Below are 20847 nucleotides of genomic sequence, written 5' to 3' on the forward strand. Positions count from 1 at the left end.
AAACCGGCATCACAACAACTTCTTCGCTTATGAATATCGAAGAATCTGCTAAATGCCGGTTAATTTATCTACATCAGGATTTTACGAATCCCACTTCATGTGATATAGAAAAATCAAACTAACAAGCGCTGCGACAAATAAAATATACGCGGTTCCCACGCACACTCCATTTACGATTGCTCTGAAATAGATTACATTCCTATTGTTAGCAATCCTGGAACGTTTGTCAATGATTTTTCGATTTCTCAAACGATAATCATTATCAATTAAAAAATTAATAATGTACCGTTGAACTATCTTAAATTTTACGTTATAGTTACACGAGATGACATGCAGAAAATGACATATCTAAGTTATTCAGAAGTTATTGATATACAGACGGTGCGTACTGTTTGTTATTAATACATATTCAAATGGCGGATTGGCCTCCAGGACCTAGAGCTTGGTCACTACTCCACCATAAACACAAGTGCTCGTGTTCCAGCACTTGTGTTTATGGTGGAGTTTTTTTATTCCTAATTTTTAAATTTAAAATCTGAAAGGAGCCTGAACCGTGACTGATAGTACGATCAAAATTACACTAAACGGACAGGAACTGAAAACGAAGAACAGCGCAACGATTCTTGAAGTGATTAACGAAAACAACATCGCCCATCCCCAGCTGTGTTACGTTCCCGAAGTCGATCCGATCCGCACCTGTGACACATGTATCGTGGAAGTGGACGGAAAACTTATGCGTTCCTGCTCAACACTGGCTTCGGATGGAATGAATATTCATTTACACTCGGATCGCGCGAAAGCAGCTCAAACCGAGGCTATGGACCGATTGCTAGAAAATCATCTCCTCTACTGCACAGTGTGCGATAACAACAACGGTAATTGTACTTTGCATAATACAGCAGAGCTTATGGAGATTGAACATCAAAAATATCCGTATCAACCGAAAGTTGACCCGACAGAAGTAGATATGTCTCATCCCTTCTATCGATATGACCCCAATCAATGTATTGCATGCGGCCAATGCGTAGAGGTATGCCAAAACCTTCAGGTCAATGAAACGCTGTCCCTCGACTGGGAAGCTGAACGCCCTCGCGTCATATGGGATGACAGGGTTGCAATTAACGATTCCTCCTGCGTCAGCTGCGGTCAGTGTGTAACCGTCTGCCCATGCAATGCCTTGATGGAGAAATCTATGCTGGGAGAAGCAGGCTTCATGAGTGGCATGAACAAGGATTTATTAAATCCGATGGTGGATTTAATAAAGGAAGTGGAGCCGGGCTATAGTGGGATTTTTGCTATTTCCGAAGTCGAAGCAGCAATGCGTGAAACCCGTACGAAAAAAACGAAAACCGTCTGTACGTTTTGCGGTGTAGGTTGCAGCTTTGAGGTTTGGACCAAAGGCCGCAAAATTTTGAAGGTACAACCTACCTCTGAGGGACCTGTTAACGGTATCTCAACATGCGTAAAAGGGAAATTTGGCTGGGATTTTGTGAACAGCGATCAGCGTTTGACCTCCCCTTTAATTCGTCAAGGTGACGAATTTGTGGAAGCTACCTGGGAAGAAGCCTTGAGCCTGATGGCCAGCAAAATGGGAGCTATTCAAGAAACTTACGGCGGTGAGGCACTCGGCTTTATTTCTTCGTCCAAATTTACCAATGAAGAAAACTATTTGATGCAAAAGTTGGCTCGTCAGGTCTTCCAAACGAATAACGTCGATAATTGCTCACGGTATTGCCAATCTCCTGCGTCATGGGGGCTGCAATACACCGGAGGCATCGGTGGGGACAGCGGTACGATTAAAGACATTGCCAAAGCAGGTTTGGTCATGCTGGTCGGTTGCGCGCCGGGAGAAGGACATCCCGTGCTGGCTACTCGTATCAAACGTGCGCATAAGCTACACGGTCAAAAGTTGATCTCGGTCGACCTGCGCAAGCATGAAATGGCAGAACGCGCAGATCTGTTCATTCGTCCGAAGCAAGGTACGGATTATGTATGGTTATCCGCTGTAGCCAAATACATCATTGAGCAAAACTGGCATGATGCAAAATTCATTGAAGAGCATGTAAACTTCTATCCTGAATATTTGAAGTTGCTAGATCGTTTCACCCTGGAATTTGCCGAACAGGAAACTGGTATTTCCAAAAAGACACTGATTCAGGTAGCGACTATGATTCACGAAGCCGACGGCACTGCCATTTGCTGGGGCATGGGTGTGACGCAAAACATCGCAGGCTCTTACACTTCGATTGCAATTGCCAACCTACTGCTGGTGACTGGAAACTTTATGCGTCCGGGTGCAGGCGCATATCCGCTTCGCGGACATAACAATGTTCAGGGTGCTGCCGATATGGGTACAATGCCGGATATTTTCCCGGGCTATCAGCCCGTGACGAACGATGTCGTTCGTGCCAAGTTCGAAGCGGCCTACGGCGTACAAATTCCAGGTCAACGCGGACTAGACAACATTCAGATGCTGGAAGCCATTGAAACAGGTAAGCTCAAAGCGATGTATATCGCTGGAGAAGAGATGGCATGGGTGGATGCCGACTCCAACCATACCCAAGAAATGCTGGCGAACTTGGATTTCCTTGTCGTTCAGGATGTATTTCTGAGCAAAACAGCTGAATTCGCTGACGTTATTTTGCCAGCCGTACCTTCACTTGAAAAAGACGGAACCTTTACGAACACCGAACGTCGTGTCCAGCGTTTATATGAAGCACTCCGCCCTATGGGAGACAGTAAACCGGATTGGTGGATTTTCAGCCAATTTGCCAAGCACATGGGATTTGATTGGGATTACAGCCATCCAAGTGAAATTTTTGAGGAAATGGCGTCGCTCACTCCATTTTTCTCCCAATGTAATTATGACGTATTGGAAGGCTGGAACAGCTTCCACTGGGGATCGCCGGATGGTAGCAATACACCGCTACTGCACACCAACGGCTTTAACTTTCCGGATAAAAAAGCGCGTTTGGGACTTTTCGAATATGTGCCACCTAAAGAGTACCCCGTTGAATTCGATCTGACCTTAAATAATGGTCGACTGCTCGAACAGTTTCATGAAGGAAATATGACGACCAAATCGGCAGGCATTCAGCTGAAACTTCCAAAAGTATTTGTAGAAGTGTCCCCTGAATTGGCTGAAGAGCGCGGAATCCATAATGGATCGCTGGTTCGATTGGAATCCCCTTATGGTGCGGTCAAGCTACGCGTTCTGGTTACAGACCGGGTGCAGGGAACTGAAATTTATGTGCCGATGCACTCTACCAGCCATGATGGTGCGGTCAATCTGTTAACTGGTGGAGCGTTCGATGTGGTCACCCGTACACCGGCCTATAAACAAGCCAAAGTACGGATGCAAATTTTGGAGGTAGACGGTCAAAATCCACTACCACGTATCAATCCGCGTTACAAAAAGCGTCATCCGCAAAATGGGGTTGAAGTGGACCGTAAGTGGAATCGTCCCGGTTACGTCGATTTAGTGGATCAAAAATAAGGAGGTCAAGCCGTGGCTAAGCCTATTTTAATTGTGAGAAAACGCATTTTGACAGAAGAAGAACGGCAAAAACAATCGCTGGATCAGCTTACTGCTGATCTGGCGGACAATGGGGCGGCATTGCAGAAGACACTTGAAATCGTACGTGAGCTGCACGATAGTGGTCTTCTCGAAGCAGCTCAGTCTATGCTAAAGGCTAAAGAAAGCATCGCCAAAATCGCTGTAGGACAAGCGACGCGTAAGCCTGTGACGAACATCATCAATAATCTCATGGGAGCAGCAGGGATGCTGTCTGAGGTAGACCCCGAGCTGATGAAAAAGCTGGCAAACAGCGTTACTAATGGCCTGAACGAAGCCGAAGAACATCTAAAGCAGAATAAAAAGACTCGTCTGCGCGATCTTATGAAGGCGATGAATGATCCAGATGTAAACCGGGCAATGGGATTTGGCATTCATTTTCTCAAAGGAGTGGGGAAAAGTTTGTCTGATAAATAGCTCATTGAGCGTGAAGGTGGAAGACTAGTAACAACAGACAATAAAAAGAGCTGGCTCCGAAAACGGGGACAGCTCTTTTTATTTATTTTTTATCCACCTGCAATAGCGTCACCGTTTTAAGAGAAACGGCATCTTTTATTTGCTCCTCTGCGATGACCTTGAGCTTAAGCAAACTGGCAATCTTCGACGTATCCGGCTTGGAAAACAAGCGCCATAGCTGCGGATCAGGCAGTGAATCATACAGCTTTGTATGATCGTATTCCTTGCGGTGCTGCTGTATAATCTTGACTCGGTAGTTGCCAATTTCACAATCTGATACTTCCTGCTGTGCACAATGTGCGGTAATGTCATTACGCAAATCAGTCAGTTCACCTTCAATTTCTTTTTGCTTTTGCTTTAACTGGTAGTAGCGACGCACCTTGTTTTCCAATCCCATCACGCTCCTCTGCTTACATATGTATGTTTGCAGAAGCATTTTAGGACAAGTTTTGTGATGTTAGGATTGAAGGTATAGCTGTAAAAGCATTTCCCGGGTAATGGAAAGGTCCATAAGTTGAGCCATCATCATCCAAACTTTATTTAGGTACATTCGCCCCTGGATTTACAGGCCCTGTTCCTTGGGATTTCCCCTTACGTTTCATATAATTGGCCCAGTATGCCGTCAGAATAGGTACTAAAATCGAGGTCACAATGACCGAAGCAGCAACTAAGGCCGTTGCAGATTGCGCTACAGGCAGAAACTCAGGCTTGATGTTGGCCACAATGACTGGATTGGCTACTGCTGCACCTGCTGTACTGGAGGCTGCAATCCCTGCTGTACCGTTGCCACCACCGATATATTTATCAGCCAAAATCAGCGGAATACCTGTAACGATAATGACAAAAATACCTAATAAAATACCAAGCATACCTGTCTGGACAATGACACTCAGGTCAATGGAACAACCAAGTGCAAAACCGAAAAATGGAATCAAAGCTTGCGTTGCGTTCCCAAAATATTTTCGGAAATCATGATCCAGATTGCCCAACATAAATCCGACCAAAAATGGTAATACCGCCCCCACAAAGGTCTGCGGTTCAAAAACGGCCAGCCCGGTGCTACCCAAAATAATCATGGTCACCAACGGACCCGATTCCAGTGACATCAGTACAAATGCTCCTGCCTCTTCCTTGGAGCCATACTGCTGCATAATAGAGGCGTATAACCCGCCGTTCGTCATATCCATAGCCGAGATCAACGCCAGCACCGACAAACCTGCAAATAGCCCACTTTCTATACCACCAACAGGCAGCAATCTGGATGCAATGATCGCCACTACCCACGCGACCGCGATTTTAGTCAATACGAGCGTTCCTGATTTACGCAATACAGTACCCGTCGCTCGCACATCTATAGAAGCACCCATACAAAAAAACCACACTGCCAAGATGGGTACCGTACCTGTCATCAGCCCCTTGGTAAAAGATCCAAAATAGTCGCCTGCCCATGGAGTAAATGTATGAAAAAGCGCGCCAATAAACAGCGGCACCAGCATAATGCCCCCTGGAATTTTATCAATGTTTTGTTTGATTTTCATAACTTCGTTCAACCCTTTCGTTTTTGCCAATGCAAAAACAAGGCCGTGTTACTTGCGGCTCAAGCCGAGCTCGGGAATCAGTCTCGCGAAGGTATCGTGACTCTCTTTCAGTTGCCGCGCGAATGCCTCTGCATCCTGTACACGCAATCCCAACCCATGCTTACGCATTTCCTCCCTGAATTCCTCGTCTTTCGTCCCCTTGATCAGTGCATCCGTCAGCGTTTGAGCAACTTCATCCGGTGTATCCTTGGGTACAGCCAGCCCTCTCCAAGTGCCGATAAAATGTACACACAGCCCAGTGGATTGCTGTAGTGTCGGCACTTTTGGAAACGCTTCCGAAATAGTGTCTGCCTGGATCGCCAGTATGCGAAGTTTCCCTTCGTCCACGTATTTCTTCACTTCTGCGGGACTGACGGGTACAGCATCCACAAATCCGCTCATTAAAGCGGAGACGGCTGGGCCTGCTCCCTCATAAGGGATATGGGTAAAGCGAACTCCGCTTTTCTGCTCCAGCATCGCGGCAGCAAGGTGCCATATGCTCCCTGTGCCTGCATTCCCCATTTTGAGCTTACCGGGATGGGCCCCAGCATCCTCCAGAAATGCCTCCGCTGTCTTCCATGGTGCATCCGCCCGGACCGTAATGGCGGAAGGGTCCATATTGGTTTGAAGCAGCGGCTTAAATCGCTCATAGGTGAGCGGTAGCAGTCCCAAATGAGGCAACGTAGTCAGCTCAGCGACCAGATACGTTACGGTATAACCGTCCGCCTGCGCCTCAGCCCCTTCCATCAGCCCGACAGAACCGCCTCCTCCCGTTCGATTAACGACGATAATCGGCTGACCGAGATGCTTTTCGGCGGCTTTCGCCAACGCTCTCGCGGTAATATCTGTACCGCCTCCGGCTGCATAAGGAACGACGAGTGTTATTGGCTTCGTAGGAAATATACGGCTGTGATCCTGCAAGGTGTGGTGATCCACATATTCACTGATACTCAAGGCAGAAAGCATAGCTACTCCCGCCGCAACCAGCACATATTTTTGCCATGGCTTTTTCTTCATTACGTTTCCTCTTCTCCAAAAATGAACTGGGCCCGTCATGCGCCCGTTTTCACCTCCAACGTTTTCGGTCTTGTTGTTTGCGTTTACATGAAGTCAATGTACCGCAACGTGGAGGGCTACAGCTATCGCTTAATCTTCGTATTTATCTTCTATTTCGCCAAAGTATCGACCTTTTGACCGATCTGCATATTCATTGGAAGATTTGCTGATTTGTCTGAATTTCCCTGGGGTCACTTGTTTGTGCTTGCGGAATACCCGGATAAAGCTGTTCTCATTTCGGTATCCGACCTGTTCTGCAATTTCACCGATTTTCAAATGGGTTTCACTTAGTAATGTGCATGCCTTTTTTACGCGTAATCCAGTCAAATAATCGTAAACAGTGGTCCCCGTTTCTTCCTTGAACATGCTGCTCACTGAGGAAACGCTCATGTGAACATGATCCGCAATTTCCTGAAGCCCGATGTTCAAATGTAAATGATGTTCCATATACTCGATCATCTCTTGTACACGCACAAAATCTTTGGACTGTATGCGTCCATTCCATTTTTCTTCAATATCAGTCAACATAATGACCAGCAATACCTCCATGTCTTGAAGGTCTAGCGTCAGAATCTGATTCCAGTGGTAATCAGCAAGCTGATCCGGCGGCGTCACACTCTGAGTGGCACACCATTTTAGCAAATCTTCCAGCAATTCATGAACAAACAAGTAGACCTGAGCTGGGGATGTTCTGTGGAGTCGAAGTTCTTCTACCCAGTGGCTGATTAGCTTTACACTTGCACCAGGTTCCTGTGACTCCAGGGCACGAATCATTTCCACACGCCGATTGTCCAGCAATGTTGAATCCTGAATCTGCTCCTTTGAGTGTTCATCCACCGTATTATCCTTTTTCACACTTATACTGCTGTCTATATTCGTATATGAACGTCCATACCCCTCATACAAACGCAAATTAAGGGCCTCTTTTCCTTTTATAAAAGACGCCCGTGCCTCTCGAATATCCGTGACCATATGACCAATCCCTATAGAAATAGTCAAAGGAAGATACTCACCGACAACCTGAATCAGCCTATCCACGCTTTTTTGAAGCAAAATGCTCTCTTGGAGGTCAGTCTCTGTACCAACTTCATTCGAACTCTCGCTGAACTGTAACAGCACAATAAAACCACTTTCCTCCTCCGGCGAGCATACTGCTTTCCAGTGAGGTTCGAGCATCTCTAGCAAAATATTGTTCAGCGCATACTTGAGCAGCATTTTATCTTCTTCTGGAAAGCTTGCGGCCCACGCAGAATACCGGTCAATGGACACGATCATGACAAACAAAGAATGGCCGTCCCAATCGGAAAAATACTGTTCCCATTTCATACGCATTTCCTGTATGCCCATTCTACGCTGGATGACATCTTCCATATATTTGGAACGCAGCTCCGGCAGGCTTCGCTCTACCACCAATGATTTGCGGCGAAACTCTCCAACCAGTTTGCTAATCACAGGTTCCAGGTCATACAATCCTCCTTGGCGCGTTCCCTTATTGCTCGAATTCAATAGGCTATTAATTTTTTTCATGGGACGAAAAGCTGCATAATTATAATAGTAAACTGCTGAGCACCCAGCCAGTATGGAGATAAAGGCCAGCCACAGCATCATATTGCGCGCCAGTTTTACATTTTTCAGCAGCTTGTCCATCGGAACGAGCGATACTAGACGCCAGCCCGTTACATCAGAAAAGGTTTGGTTCGCCATATATTCCATGTCCCCTATCTCCACATAAGCATAGGGACTCACATCCAGTTCTTTTAAAATCCTGCCCATATCATTTAAGGGTAAGGACGATCTCAGCTTGGGATAGATCAACTCGCCCTCCAGATCATACACGTATTGCGAGTTGGATAAATGAATATAGAGTTTGGAGAAAAAACGGTCATAATCCAGATTGATTAGCACCGCACCCATGACCTGACCATTCTCTACTATGGGCCTGGCCAGCGAAAGCAGCTCTACCGCCCCCTGCTCACGATCGGTGCCGTACCATCGCCGCTTAATCAACAGCGGCTTTTTTTCAATATCCTGAATCCAGGGAACCCATGTGGTATCCGGTGCCTGCTTCCAATCAGGCCTGTAACCATAATTGCTGGATACGAGAGCATGATTGTCCAAAGAAATAACTTCAACCGAGTAAATTTCTTCGTGCGAAGAAAGGGTTTTCAAGTATTTGTGAAGCCGATCTATGACGGAGGCCTTGTCTGACAGCGATTCCCCATCCGTTTGGACACGTACAAAGGCCTCTACGTCTGGATGATATGCTGCGTCCAGCGCCTTGTTATCAGACTCACGAAAAGCCCGATTGGTCACATCCAGATTGATTTGCAACAATTCTATATTGGGTGTGTTCAGCTCGGTATCCAAACCTTCACGGTATCGTGAATACGATAGCAAGCCGATCACGCTAATTACAAGCGACACGCACAAAGTGAGCAGTAGAATCAATCTTGTCTGTTTATTTTTCAGTATCAATCGAAGCTTAAGTCGCAACATTCCCGTAACTTCATCCTTCCGGACTTCGTTGTCCATCTTCCTCTTGCCAATATACGTGGTGACATATTCTCCCTAAATCTATTTGACGTAAGAGTTGGAATTCCCTGCCTATGTATATCAAACTTAATATAAGGATTCATATAAAAAAGAAGAAGCCTCCCTGTACTGTACAAGGTAGAACTCCTTCTTTGACACTGCTTGTATCATTATTCAGCAAAAACAGATACTCGCTGCACAGGTTTTAGCTTGTCTATTCCACCTGAAAACGATCCAGCTCCCGCTGCATCTCTTCGCGAATCTGACGAAGCTCTTTTACCTTCTCAGCCGATTCCTCAAATGAACGCTTCTGCTCCACCGTGGAAGCCGTAATCTCTTCACTGCCTGCGGCGGACTGCTGAGTGATTGCGCTGATATTTTCAATAGCTTGCTGCACCTGTACGCTCAGTTCTCGCGATACATTCATGTCCGTTGATAACTTGCTGACTTGGCTGGCAATTTGCTGCACTTTACCACTAATCTCTGTAAACGATTCTCCAGTCGAGGAGGTTGCCTTCTCCTGCTCACGGAACAGCTCCTGACTTTGCGCCACAGAAGTCTTCACCTTATCCATAGCCTGCGTGATACTGTCAACAGCAGTATAAATTTTCTTTACAGCAGACTCTGATTGATTCGCCAGCTTTTTCACTTCATTGGCAACAACAGCAAAACCTTTTCCTGCTTCACCTGCACGTGCAGCCTCAATAGAAGCATTCAAAGACAACAGCGATGTTTGGCTGGCAATTTCGGATACGTATCCAGTCATGGTTGTAATCTCGGCTGCATTAGCCTCCAGCTCCTTGACCGTCTGCTCCACTTCGGACATGGCTGAACGATTTTCTGCAACAATACGCAGTTGATCACTCATGACCCGCGTACCCTGCTCAATGACACGCAAAGCATCCTCACTATACGCGGTCGATTGTGTGGTCTCCAGTAGATTCGATTCAAACTTCTGCTGCATCTCGTCCACAACGCCAACTGTCGACGACAGATCCTCAGCAATTTTCTGACTGCCTATTGCCAGTTCCTCTGTTGACGTGCTGACTTGTGTCACAATTTCCTTCATGGCCTCATTATGCTGATCAATATCCCGAGCCATCAGATCGACACGATTACCCGCCTGATCAATGGAGAGTACAATGCTGCGCAAGTTCCCGATCATCACCCGGAAAGATTCATTGAGCTCGTCTAGCTCATCGCGTCCCTTGGTTTGGGCAAGCTGCACTGTCAGATTCCCCTCAGCAATTTGCTTTGCGGCATCCGTTAATTTGCGTGTTCTAAGGGCAAGCTGCCTGGATGTGTATGTATTATATAGCCCAACTGCCACCAGAAGTATAACTGCACCTGCCAAGGCCAATTGCCATGTAAAACGAATGCTCTTGGTCAAATCTTCTGTGTATTGGTCATAACGTGCCTTGGTCAGCAGATCCAGCATAAATACATCGTTCTGAATCCCTTGGGCACGCATGGCCTCCCGCTTGGACTCCGGGCTGTTTTGGGTACTCATGGCTTTCTCCGTTGCTACTTTCAATTGGCTGAATTTTGTTTTAATCGTATTCAGTCGCTTTTGCTGCGCTTCGGTTTGCATCATGCCCTGTGAAAGCAATGCAATCGTCTTTTCAGACTGAGTCAGTTGATTTTGCACATCGGCTTTGTTGCTCTCCGTCATGGAAGCTGAATAATTTTGCAGTGCCTGCCCTGACTGAATCAAATAGGCATTGAGCTGCTGTACATTCAACATAGCCGGAACCAGATTACTACTTTGCGAGTTAATACGAATTAATTCAAAAATGATATAAGCCACTAAAGCTAGGCAAGCAATCAAGGAAATCATCGCGTTCAGCACCAGTTTACCTTGCAGTTTCATCAGCTTTCATCCTCCGTTTGCGAAAATTTATTGGGTGGGAACAGTCAGTGTGCCGGATTTGATTTTTTCCTTTAAATCATCCAACAACTTTTGCTGATCCGGACTCAGTGTCACGACACGAATAGGCGCCAAACCTACACCATCTTCCGCAAGACCAAACACCATATCCTTCTCCGTAAATTTTCTTTGATGATCTGCAAATCCTTTGACTGCTGTATAAATTGCAATGTCTACATTTTTAAACATCGAGGTCACTACCGCTTTTTCAGCAATAAAAAACTGGTCGCTATCGACCCCGATGGCGAATTTATGCTGCTTTTGCGCTTCTTGCAGCGCACCCACACCCGTAAGACCTGCGGCTGCAAAGATGACATCAATCTGATCCTGATTAATCATGTCATCTGCAATTTCCGTACCCAGTTCCGGCTTTCCAAAATCTCCTGCATACGTTGCAGTAACTTTGGCATTAGGCTTGACTGATTGCACCCCTGCGCGATACCCAATTTCAAATTTTTTCAACAGAGGAGATTCCGCACCTCCGAGAAAACCCACCTGTTCGGTGCGACTCGTCAAACCCGCAACGACTCCAGCCATAAAACTGCCCTCTTCTGCTTTGAAGCTAATAGAGGCCACATTCGGTAAATCTGATTTCTCATCCACGATTAAAAATTTACGGTCTGGATATTTTTTAGCAATGGATTCCAAACTGTCCTTCACCATGTAACCCAGCCCAATGATTAAATCAGCCTTTTCCTGAGCAAGCTGTTCAAAAGCCGCATCATACGTCTTGGTCTCCGTTATTTCTCGGTATTCAAAAACAATTTTCCCCTCATCCCGTGCTTGGACCAAACCTCGGAAAGCAGCGTCGCTGTAAGATTGGTCACCCAGACCAATATCTGACAGTACGATTCCCACCTTAATGGGCTGAGCCTTGGTTTGTGCTGCCGATTGCCCACATGCACTTAGCAATAATGCAAGGATTGTGACAATGGGAATCCACCTAAAATTTAATAATACAGCTCGCTTCTTCATGACATATCACCTCAGCATAATTTGGAAATCCCCAACATCTTTATATCGGTTATAAAAGCATATTTTTTCATAATAATTTCTGTAAGCTCAGTTCTTCTATATTTATTATGAAAAAATAGAAGGGACTGACCACCAGGCTTGAATAACATCGCCTAACAATCAGTCCCCAATCTTATTTACTTTCACTCCATTTGGAAGCAATCACTTCGGTTTTACTTTCTATGAGATCCATGACTTCCTCGCGGCGTTTCGTCTTGAATAAATTAATCATGTCGATCAAGTCGTTGCGGTCTAATAATTTAACCCCGTTGACAGCAGCAAGTGTTTTACAGGATTCCGTATAACGGCCGGAGGTGATGACGAGGGACTTGTCAGCTGCATAATAACGCATAGAGGTATAGATCTCCTGCACTGCTCCCAAACCTACCGGATGTTGTACCCCATAACGTTTGGCCTGTATGACAACTCTGACGCCTTCACGGTCTGTAAAAACCAGATCCGCTCCAAAATCCCGGCTACTGGTTGTTTTATAGATGTCCTTATAGCCAAGCGCGGATAATAACCGCTGCAAATAAAGCTCAAATTCCGAGCCATCCTCCATACGATCTATATCCTGAATTCCAATTTTGCGTGGGTCCAGATCACGTAAAATCCGATTTCTGCGACCACGTATCAGTCCTCTGATGATGAGCGCAAACAACACTAAAAGTACAATGAGTCCTATTCCTAATTCCTTGTATGCCAATAACTTTTCTAGCAACATCCAACTCTCCCTCTTCTACCGTAAGCATAGCCGTATCATCTTTAACAGGGAACTCCCCTATGCAGGCTGGCTCCCGTATTACATCTCTCTTTATCACATAACAATAGCCCCGCCAGATTCGACGGGGCTATCTCGTCTTGCCTCAAAGCTGTCTAAGCTCCATACTCCGCATCATTATTCGCGATTCAGCAAAGATTCTCCGGCAATACCAGGCTGAGTCATTTGGTACGGGTCCAATATAATGTCCAGCTCCTCCTCGGTCAGTACATTGTACAGCAAGCACAGCTCGCGCACCGATTTCCCAGTCGTAATTGCTTCGCGAGCAATGCGTGATACCACCTCATATCCAAGGTGCGGATTAAGCGCTGTAATAATGCCTACACTGTTCTCCACATATTCACGACACCGCTCCACATTTGCTTCAATTCCTTCCACACAATGAATGCGGAAGACGTGGAAGCCCTGCTTCATAATTTCCAGCGATTGCAGTAGGTTGTACACCAGTACGGGCTCCATTACATTCAGCTCGAGCTGACCAGCCTCTGAAGCCAAGCAGATTGTATGATCATTACCAATGACCTGAAAAGCAATTTGGTTAATGACCTCACACATCACCGGATTTACCTTGCCCGGCATAATGGATGACCCTGGCTGGCGGGCAGGCAGACTCAGTTCCCCGAGACCCGCACGTGGTCCGGAAGCCATCAAACGGATGTCATTTGCCACCTTAGACATATTCATCATACAAATTTTCAAGGCGGCAGACACTTCAGTATAAGCATCCGTATTTTGTGTAGCATCTACAAGATTTTCGTCAGCTTCCACAGGAAAGCCACTGACGTCTGCCAGTACCTCTGCGACACGCTGAATATAACGACGGTCTGCGTTCAGGCCAGTACCCACCGCAGTTGCACCCATATTAATCGTTAGCAGGTGCTGCTTGGTCGCACGGACGCGTCCGATATCACGACCCAGCACACGCGCATAAGCCTGAAACTCCTGTCCTAATCGGATCGGGACTGCATCCTGCAAGTGAGTCCGGCCCATTTTAATCACACTATCAAACTCATTTGCCTTGCGGGAAAATGCTTCTTGAAGCTCACTCATGGTAGCTAACAGCTTATCGATCATACTTAATACAGCCAAGTGTACGGCTGTAGGAAAAGCATCGTTCGTCGATTGCGCCATATTAACATGATTATTAGGACTGATCTCCTGATAATCTCCGCGTTGCTTGCCAATCAGCTCCAACGCGCGGTTCGCAATCACTTCATTTGTATTCATATTAATGGACGTGCCTGCGCCGCCCTGAATCGGATCGACGATGAAATGATCATGCAACTGTCCTTGTATAATCTCATCAGCAGCCTGAATAATGGCCTCTGCTTTGGGGCGGTGTAAACGGGTTAGTTCCATATTTACCGTCGCTGCTCCCTTTTTCACGATCGCCATGGCTTTAATCAACTCAGGGTGCAGTCTTTGGCCTGTAATTGGAAAATTTTCTTTTGCCCTCAGCGTTTGTACACCATAATAGGCATCTGATGGCACTTCCTTGGTACCTAAAAAATCATGTTCCAACCTCATATTCTCTGATTCCTCCGCTGTGTTTGCTACGTTTCTTCAGTTCAGTACAGCCAAATTGACATAAAAAGACCTTCACTGATCCCCCTCTTCATTATACGTTTCTATTCCCGTGCTTTTCCAGTTGAATAAACGCGGAAAAAGCTATGTAATCCTATGACAAGTTATGATTACCCGTATATACCACACTTATTCGGTAAATGCTCAGCTATGACTTGAATACGGATTTAATGACTTATAATAATATCGAGTGGCATGAAGCTGACCATCGGCTGATTGAGCATAACCCGGAATAACACCAGCTTCTACAAACCCGATCGACTCGTATAGTCCATTGGAGGGATCACCCACCCGCGTATCTAGCACCAGTAACGTTCTATCCTGACTTAGTGCCTCTTCTTCCGCTGCCTTCATTAACTGTCGTGCGATCCCCAGTCTGCGACCGGACGGATGTACCATAAGCTTTGCAATTTCCGCACGATGAATAGCGTTAGCTTTTTGAGCCAAATGAAGCTGGACCGTCCCTACAGGTACTCCGTCCTTCTCGGCAATCCACAGAACTACGCCGTCCTCAAGTACATTGTTCCAATAAGTTGCTGCTTCCTGATAACCTAATGGGGGTAAGAAACCTATAGATGCACCGTCTGCAACCACGTCGATTAGCAGTCGACTTAGCGAATCTACCAGGGCTTCATCCAAAGCCTGAACAGGGTAGACTCTCATTTCGTTAGACATTGTGATTCCTCCCGATGAGTTCGATAATATACAATAAAGAAAGCAAACTATCTTTTTAGGATAGTTTACTTTCCATAATACTTCGCTTACTTCATCATTCTCATTTCCATTACTGCTCTGCCATATAAAAGAACTCCCACAGATGACCATCCAAATCCTGAAAGCTCCATCCATACATAAAACCATGATCTTGAGGTTCGTTTGAGGGCTTGCCGCCCGCTTCCAAAGCCTTGTGGACGATCTCGTCTACCTTTTCTCGACTCTCCACCGATAAGGCAACAATTGCTTCTGTGCTTTTTGTGGCATCTGAAATTTCCTTTGTCGTGAACGCTTTAAAACGTTCTTCAACCAATAACATGACAAAAATATGCTCACTAACAACCATACAGGTTGCATGTTCATCAGTGAACTGAGCACTGAATTCAAATCCGATGGTAGTGAAAAAATCAATGGACTGTTGCAGATTTTTAACTGGCAAATTCACAAAAATTTGTTTAGCTTTTACTCCCACGACATTTCACCTCTTCATTTGTCATTCATTCTACTTTATCATACTACCTCTCCACAAAAGATAACTTAACTATCGTATAAAGTCAATCAATCTGACATTCGTATAGGGAAATCTCCTATTCCCAATGTAGCTTATCCAGCGTGCGAGATAATACAGCCGCAGCTTCTGCCCTCGTCACGGATGTAGCCGGGCCAAAACGGCCTTTCTCGTCTCCCCTCAGAATACCCAGTCCAGACAAAATCTTCACAGCCGGAGCTGCCCATGTAGAAATCTCCTGCGCATCCGACAATGATACGGATATACTTTTACTCACTTCTCTTGTATTTTCTTCTGTGTTCCCAGCGAAGCGCAAGGCTCTCTCTATGATCACAGCCAGTTCCTCCCTCGATACCGGGGTATCAGGACGGAAGCTTCCGTCAGTATAGCCGTTGATCAGCCCAGCTGCTGCTGCGGTACGTACGGAATCCGCATACCACGATTCGGGTTGAACGTCGTCAAAGCTCGTCAGCGTGCGATCAGTACGCTCCAGTCCAAGCACACGAACCAGCATCGCTGCCAGTTCAGAGCGTCGTACCTGGCCTTCAGGCTCAAAATGCACGTTCGCTAAGTCCCTTTCACGAGTCGTACTAGCTGTAGACGCTGTTGAATGGGTCCCCGTCACAAGCAGGCGAGTCGCCAGCCGTGTAATGTCCTGCTGCGCCCAATGGCAGGATATATCCATGAACGATCTGACTTCACCAGAAGACCCGCCATCAAGCACAGCGTAAGTCCCTCCCGAACGTCCATACACGGTTATTTCCTCACTCGAAGTGTGAAAAGGAACGGGTTGATAGGACAGCTGTCCGACTTGGTTGGTCGATGATACCTTCACTACAGCAAGCTGGTCTGTATCGACCATTGCAGGAACACGTAACAGATAACGTTCGTACCCTCTACCAGAGTCTCCGTTACCTGCCAAAAGCTGTTTCCGTCCATCCTCGCTTCTCAGCTCAGCGGCGATATCCAAAAGCTGTAACAGTTTGCGCCCTGCCGGAACATCCAAGCGTTTAGCCAGTTCTTCGTTCGAAGCGATGGAAAAATTCAAGGAAATTTGTTTTACAGGCACCTGCCAGGTATCAGCCAGTTTCTGAAGAGACAAACGACTTGTTGCTACCTCATATCCACCCTGTGGCGTTTCCACTCGAAGGGTACGAATACGGTCGTTCAAGACGGCTCCCAAAGCTTCCCCGTTTAAATGAACCTCGTACGTCCCCGCTTCTACTTGCTCCCCTGCACGAATCACAAGCGTACCCTTCGCACCATTTTGAATGGCCTTTTGTATTTCAGCAGTCGTTACTTGAGCGACTGCCTTTTTCAAGCCATTTTGCTCCACTCCGGTCACTACAGACCTGACTTGCACCACATTTGTACCAGACAGGCTGCTTCCATTGGGTTCACCACTGGCGGTCTGACCCTGCCCATTTATCGTTCCATTCGCGTTACCGCTACTGCCATTTCCAGCGTTGGCGTTTCCCTCGTTATCCTGCTGATCCTCATCATCATCGTCATTTCGGCCACTCCCACCCTCTGTCGGTGGTTCTTCCGTTTTGCGCGACAAATCTATTTGCGCAACCAACGGATCATGATCACTGACCCGCCCGTCCGCCGCACTAAAGTCTGCATTCATATGAACGATATCCAGCACGGATGTTTTGCTCAGTGACGGGCTGACCAGCATATGATCCAATGTTTGCGAGTTACCTTCATAAATATAAGAGTACCGTTCCTTTTCATCCAAATGGTCAATCAGATTAGTCAATTCCTGCCCCCGTAGCAAAGCCAGCGTTTCCGAAAATTGAAAATCATTCAGGTCACCGAGCACCACCATATTGGCCTTAGGGTTTACTTGCAGTACCGACTTTACAAAGCCATTCACAATCGTTGCAATCTTCACACGCTGTATTTCGCTGCTTCGCACAGGTGGCTGGATTCCTCCAAATGGCGCTTGATCGCCCCCTTTGGAATTAAAATGGTTAGCGACCACAATCACCTGCTGGCCTTCAAACTCAAATTCAGCCGCCAACGGCTTGCGCGAGTCTTCAAATGACGCATTCAGGGGATCAATCCGACCCGGGTTGAGGGAAAGTCCCTGCACTCCATAAGTGACAGACGTAACTGAATCCCCCTTGGGCTTGTCGGTCAGCGTAACACGTTGCGGATTGTACAAGAAGCCAACACGGATGTTGCCACCGGGGGCACCGCCATCCTTATTATTTTCAGGGCCAATATCTGTAAAATTGTATTCCGGGCCTCCATGAGCACGAATCGCCTCTATGAGCACACGGAAGCTTTCGGAAGCGTCTGTGGTGCCATCATCTTTCTCACCGTTATTATCCTGTACTTCCAGCAATCCTATGATATCCGGATGATTCAAATTTACAGCGATAGCCTGCCCCAGCTGATCTATCCGTTTTCCATCACCGGGATCGAAGTTTTCCACATTAAAAGAAGCTACTGTCAGCTTACGATCATCCCCTATCAAACGCGTATTGGCTGGCTGGAGGCCGCCAGGTACAACATCCGGCATACGCTCTGGCAGCAGCTTATAATTGCTAAAGCTATAGCTCACCACACCTGTGATAGAACCCGCAAAACGATCGCCTGTTTTCAACGGTGTCGAAGGCTTCGCATCAATCAGAATCCGTTGCGGGTTCAGACTTCTTTCTGTCAGCATGAGTCCGCCTGCCTCCGTTACAACCTCACCTGTGTTTGGACCGTTAACAATTCGGACTGGAATTTCATAGCCATAGGGACCAATCACAGTGGCATCCTTCAACTCTACACGCATGCCTTCCAGGCTTTCGAAAAAGTCCAAGCCATCCTCCTGTGGATCAAACACCGTCATTCCGTCATGATCCACAACAGATGTCGGCATCACACGTCCCTGTTCACCTAGCAAAATTGGAGCTGGCAATGGACGGTCATTGGCAATTACCTTAACCGAAGAAGCCACAATTTCTGTGGTCGTCAAGTCGATTGGCTTGCTTGCATATGTTCTTTCCGTGTATTCCTTTACCGAACCGCTAACCCTTACCTCATCCCCTACCTGTGCACCGTGACTAGGCTTGTACACTAAAATGGCCTCGGATGTTTTTTCATCCTGATCCACTTGAGCATCCAACTCTTGGATATAGAAACTGCTCCCCTTCACCATCGTGACAACGCCTTCAATATCCGCTACTTTTTGTCCTTCATATGGAGAACGGTGTGCTGCCCCCTGTACATCGTGGATGCAAAGCTTTTTAGGAAAATAGACATCTGCATATACACTTGCCCCTACAGTTACGGGTGAAGGTTGCACCTCTTTTCCTGCAAAAGATGCAGGCTCTGCCGAAGCTTTTCCACTGGACAACCCTGCCGGCCCTCCAGCTGAAAGCAGCAGTATAGCACTGAGCCATGTGATCCCGAACCTTTTTAATTTCGTAGGTAATATTTTTTCTATGTATTCTTGTTTCATCAAAAGATACTCCCCTCCCCATTTTTACTATGATTACGCTTACAAATATATTCATCTTTTAAGATACCATAAATTAGTCAAGTTAGTACCTGAATTATGTAAAATGAATTCTTCTTGCCGTAGCATATTCAGATCAAATTATTGTAAACTTGTTCTAATACAGAAAAAGGTGGCACATACGCTATGGAGCATTTGCTTAACGATCAGGTTAAAAACATTCAAATCAGCGGCATCCGCAAAATCGCCAACAAAGTTGCCGCATTACCCGGAACCCTGTCATTAACGATCGGACAACCGGATTTCCCTACCCCTGCGCATATTATGGAAGCTGCCCATCGGGCGATTAACGAAGGACGCACCTCCTATACACCTAATCCGGGACTGCCGGAATTACGAGAAGCCGCAGCGGCGTTTGTAGCTCGTAAATACGGCCTGAATTACCGTGGACAGGATGAGGTGATCGTAACAAACGGAGCCAGTGAAGCGCTGGATATTACCTTACGCACGATTATGTCACCCGGCGATGAAGTCATTCTGCCAGTGCCGATCTACCCAGGGTACGAGCCATTGATCCGCTTGTCAGGCGGCATTCCAGTGTTTGCTGACACCCGCAACAGCGGCTTCAAGCTCACGGCCGAGGTGCTGGAGCCTTATCTGACCGAACGGACAAAAGCAGTCATTCTCGGATATCCTTCGAATCCAACCGGACGAGTGATGAGCCGCGAAGAACTGGAAGCGGTCGCAGATTTACTGAAGGAGCGCGATCTGTTTATCATTTCGGATGAAATATACAGTGAACTTATTTACGAAACACCCCACGTGTCCATTGCAGCTCTACCAGGTATGCGGGAGCGCACCATCGTCATTAACGGTCTGTCCAAATCACATTCCATGACGGGATGGCGCATTGGTTTTACACTTGCACCCGCTGAAATTACACAGCACATGGTCAAAGTCCATCAGTACAACGTAACCTGTGCTAGCTCGATTAGCCAATATGCTGCCCTGGAAGCCTTGACTGTTGGTGTCGATGATGCACTCCCAATGCGTGAGGAATACCGCAAGCGTCGTGATTATGTACATGGTAGGCTGACAGACATGGGTATCCCGCTGGAGAAACCCGAGGGAGCCTTTTACCTTTTCCCTTCCATCGCCCATTTTGGATTAAGCTCGATGGATTTTACCTTGAAGCTGCTGGAAGAGCATGGAGTGGCTGTCGTACCTGGAGATGCCTTTTCTTCCTATGGCGAAGGATACATTCGCTTGTCCTATGCTTACGGACAGGATGTGCTGGAGCAAGGGTTGGATAAAATAGAGAGGTTTGTTAGGGGAATTGTGAGGAGTTAAGGTGGGAGAGGCGCTACACAGTCCATTTGATCTTCCGATCGCTGTTGCTGGGGGATTCTTGGATTGGATAAAACATTTATAGGTAAGAATCCCTCAGCAAAGGCGAACGCTACCGCTTCTCCAGATTCAAATGGCCCGCTTCGCTCACTGCCCGCCTTAAAGTCCCACAATTCTCTAACATGTGTGTAGTATGGGGAAAAGAAGTACAATACTCACTGCTTTACACGGTGAATAAACAAAACAGGCCCTTGAACCACCTACACGGGTGGTTCAAGGGCCTGTTCGTTCTTCCTCTACTCCCTCACCTGGGTGTGGGA

General features: G+C 46.7%; 14 protein-coding genes. 3 read left to right on the forward strand and 11 right to left on the reverse strand.

What is annotated here, in order from left to right; genetic code table 11:
- Window positions 1–553: 553 nt before the first annotated feature.
- Together fdhF and ACWGXJ_RS17190 are read left to right on the forward strand one after the other, a co-directional pair.
- Window positions 554–3496 carry a formate dehydrogenase subunit alpha gene (gene fdhF, locus ACWGXJ_RS17185; RefSeq protein WP_250266343.1) on the forward strand — a complete coding sequence of 981 codons (2943 nt, stop codon included), beginning with the start codon at window positions 554–556 and terminating at the stop codon, window positions 3494–3496.
- Window positions 3497–3508: 12 nt separating this feature from the next.
- Window positions 3509–3991: a DUF1641 domain-containing protein gene (locus ACWGXJ_RS17190; RefSeq protein ID WP_452567224.1), complete on the forward strand. Its 483-nt coding sequence runs from the start codon at window positions 3509–3511 to the stop codon at window positions 3989–3991.
- Between the two features lie 82 nt (window positions 3992–4073).
- Here ACWGXJ_RS17190 and ACWGXJ_RS17195 read toward each other — a convergent pair whose 3' ends face one another.
- From ACWGXJ_RS17195 to ACWGXJ_RS17245, 11 genes are all read right to left on the reverse strand, one after another.
- A complete protein-coding gene (locus tag ACWGXJ_RS17195) occupies window positions 4074–4427 on the reverse strand; it encodes a hypothetical protein (RefSeq protein ID WP_452567225.1) in 354 nt (117 codons plus the stop codon).
- Between the two features lie 139 nt (window positions 4428–4566).
- On the reverse strand, window positions 4567–5568 hold the full coding sequence (gene kdgT, locus ACWGXJ_RS17200) for a 2-keto-3-deoxygluconate transporter (RefSeq protein ID WP_452567226.1): 1002 nt from the start codon (window positions 5566–5568) through the stop codon (window positions 4567–4569).
- Between the two features lie 48 nt (window positions 5569–5616).
- Complete coding sequence (locus tag ACWGXJ_RS17205) at window positions 5617–6624, reverse strand: tripartite tricarboxylate transporter substrate binding protein (protein WP_452567227.1); 1008 nt, start codon at window positions 6622–6624, stop codon at window positions 5617–5619.
- Between the two features lie 129 nt (window positions 6625–6753).
- Complete coding sequence (locus ACWGXJ_RS17210; protein ID WP_452567228.1) at window positions 6754–9195, reverse strand: AraC family transcriptional regulator; 2442 nt, start codon at window positions 9193–9195, stop codon at window positions 6754–6756.
- Between the two features lie 214 nt (window positions 9196–9409).
- A complete protein-coding gene (locus ACWGXJ_RS17215; protein ID WP_061829704.1) occupies window positions 9410–11065 on the reverse strand; it encodes a methyl-accepting chemotaxis protein in 1656 nt (551 codons plus the stop codon).
- A 27-nt stretch (window positions 11066–11092) separates the two neighbouring features.
- Entirely contained in the window at window positions 11093–12097 is a 1005-nt protein-coding gene (locus tag ACWGXJ_RS17220; protein ID WP_452567229.1) for a BMP family lipoprotein, read from the reverse strand.
- Window positions 12098–12269: 172 nt separating this feature from the next.
- Window positions 12270–12860 (reverse strand): restriction endonuclease, encoded by a 591-nt coding sequence (locus ACWGXJ_RS17225; RefSeq protein ID WP_452567230.1) that lies wholly within the window; start codon window positions 12858–12860, stop codon window positions 12270–12272.
- 174 nt (window positions 12861–13034) lie between these two features.
- A complete protein-coding gene (gene aspA / locus ACWGXJ_RS17230) occupies window positions 13035–14444 on the reverse strand; it encodes an aspartate ammonia-lyase (RefSeq protein ID WP_254350347.1) in 1410 nt (469 codons plus the stop codon).
- Between the two features lie 201 nt (window positions 14445–14645).
- A complete protein-coding gene (locus ACWGXJ_RS17235; RefSeq protein ID WP_235309222.1) occupies window positions 14646–15176 on the reverse strand; it encodes a GNAT family N-acetyltransferase in 531 nt (176 codons plus the stop codon).
- A gap of 109 nt (window positions 15177–15285) precedes the next feature.
- Window positions 15286–15687: a VOC family protein gene (locus ACWGXJ_RS17240; protein ID WP_061829696.1), complete on the reverse strand. Its 402-nt coding sequence runs from the start codon at window positions 15685–15687 to the stop codon at window positions 15286–15288.
- Window positions 15688–15802: 115 nt separating this feature from the next.
- Complete coding sequence (locus ACWGXJ_RS17245; RefSeq protein ID WP_452567919.1) at window positions 15803–19183, reverse strand: S-layer homology domain-containing protein; 3381 nt, start codon at window positions 19181–19183, stop codon at window positions 15803–15805.
- A gap of 183 nt (window positions 19184–19366) precedes the next feature.
- Here ACWGXJ_RS17245 and ACWGXJ_RS17250 point away from each other — a divergent pair, with 183 nt between their 5' ends.
- Window positions 19367–20530 (forward strand): aminotransferase A, encoded by a 1164-nt coding sequence (locus tag ACWGXJ_RS17250; protein WP_452567231.1) that lies wholly within the window; start codon window positions 19367–19369, stop codon window positions 20528–20530.
- Window positions 20531–20847: the final 317 nt, after the last annotated feature.

This window comes from Paenibacillus sp. S33, assembly GCF_053615415.1.

Coding starts and splice junctions, on each gene's coding strand:
- ACWGXJ_RS17245 (WP_452567919.1), bottom strand. CDS start 19,183: ATGAAACAAGAATACATAGAAAAAATATTACCTACGAAATTAAAAAGG.
- ACWGXJ_RS17235 (WP_235309222.1), bottom strand. CDS start 15,176: ATGTCTAACGAAATGAGAGTCTACCCTGTTCAGGCTTTGGATGAAGCC.
- kdgT (WP_452567226.1), bottom strand. CDS start 5,568: ATGAAAATCAAACAAAACATTGATAAAATTCCAGGGGGCATTATGCTG.
- ACWGXJ_RS17215 (WP_061829704.1), bottom strand. CDS start 11,065: ATGAAACTGCAAGGTAAACTGGTGCTGAACGCGATGATTTCCTTGATT.
- ACWGXJ_RS17195 (WP_452567225.1), bottom strand. CDS start 4,427: ATGGGATTGGAAAACAAGGTGCGTCGCTACTACCAGTTAAAGCAAAAG.
- ACWGXJ_RS17250 (WP_452567231.1), top strand. CDS start 19,367: ATGGAGCATTTGCTTAACGATCAGGTTAAAAACATTCAAATCAGCGGC.
- ACWGXJ_RS17220 (WP_452567229.1), bottom strand. CDS start 12,097: ATGAAGAAGCGAGCTGTATTATTAAATTTTAGGTGGATTCCCATTGTC.
- ACWGXJ_RS17205 (WP_452567227.1), bottom strand. CDS start 6,624: ATGAAGAAAAAGCCATGGCAAAAATATGTGCTGGTTGCGGCGGGAGTA.
- ACWGXJ_RS17225 (WP_452567230.1), bottom strand. CDS start 12,860: ATGTTGCTAGAAAAGTTATTGGCATACAAGGAATTAGGAATAGGACTC.
- aspA (WP_254350347.1), bottom strand. CDS start 14,444: ATGAGGTTGGAACATGATTTTTTAGGTACCAAGGAAGTGCCATCAGAT.
- ACWGXJ_RS17210 (WP_452567228.1), bottom strand. CDS start 9,195: ATGGACAACGAAGTCCGGAAGGATGAAGTTACGGGAATGTTGCGACTT.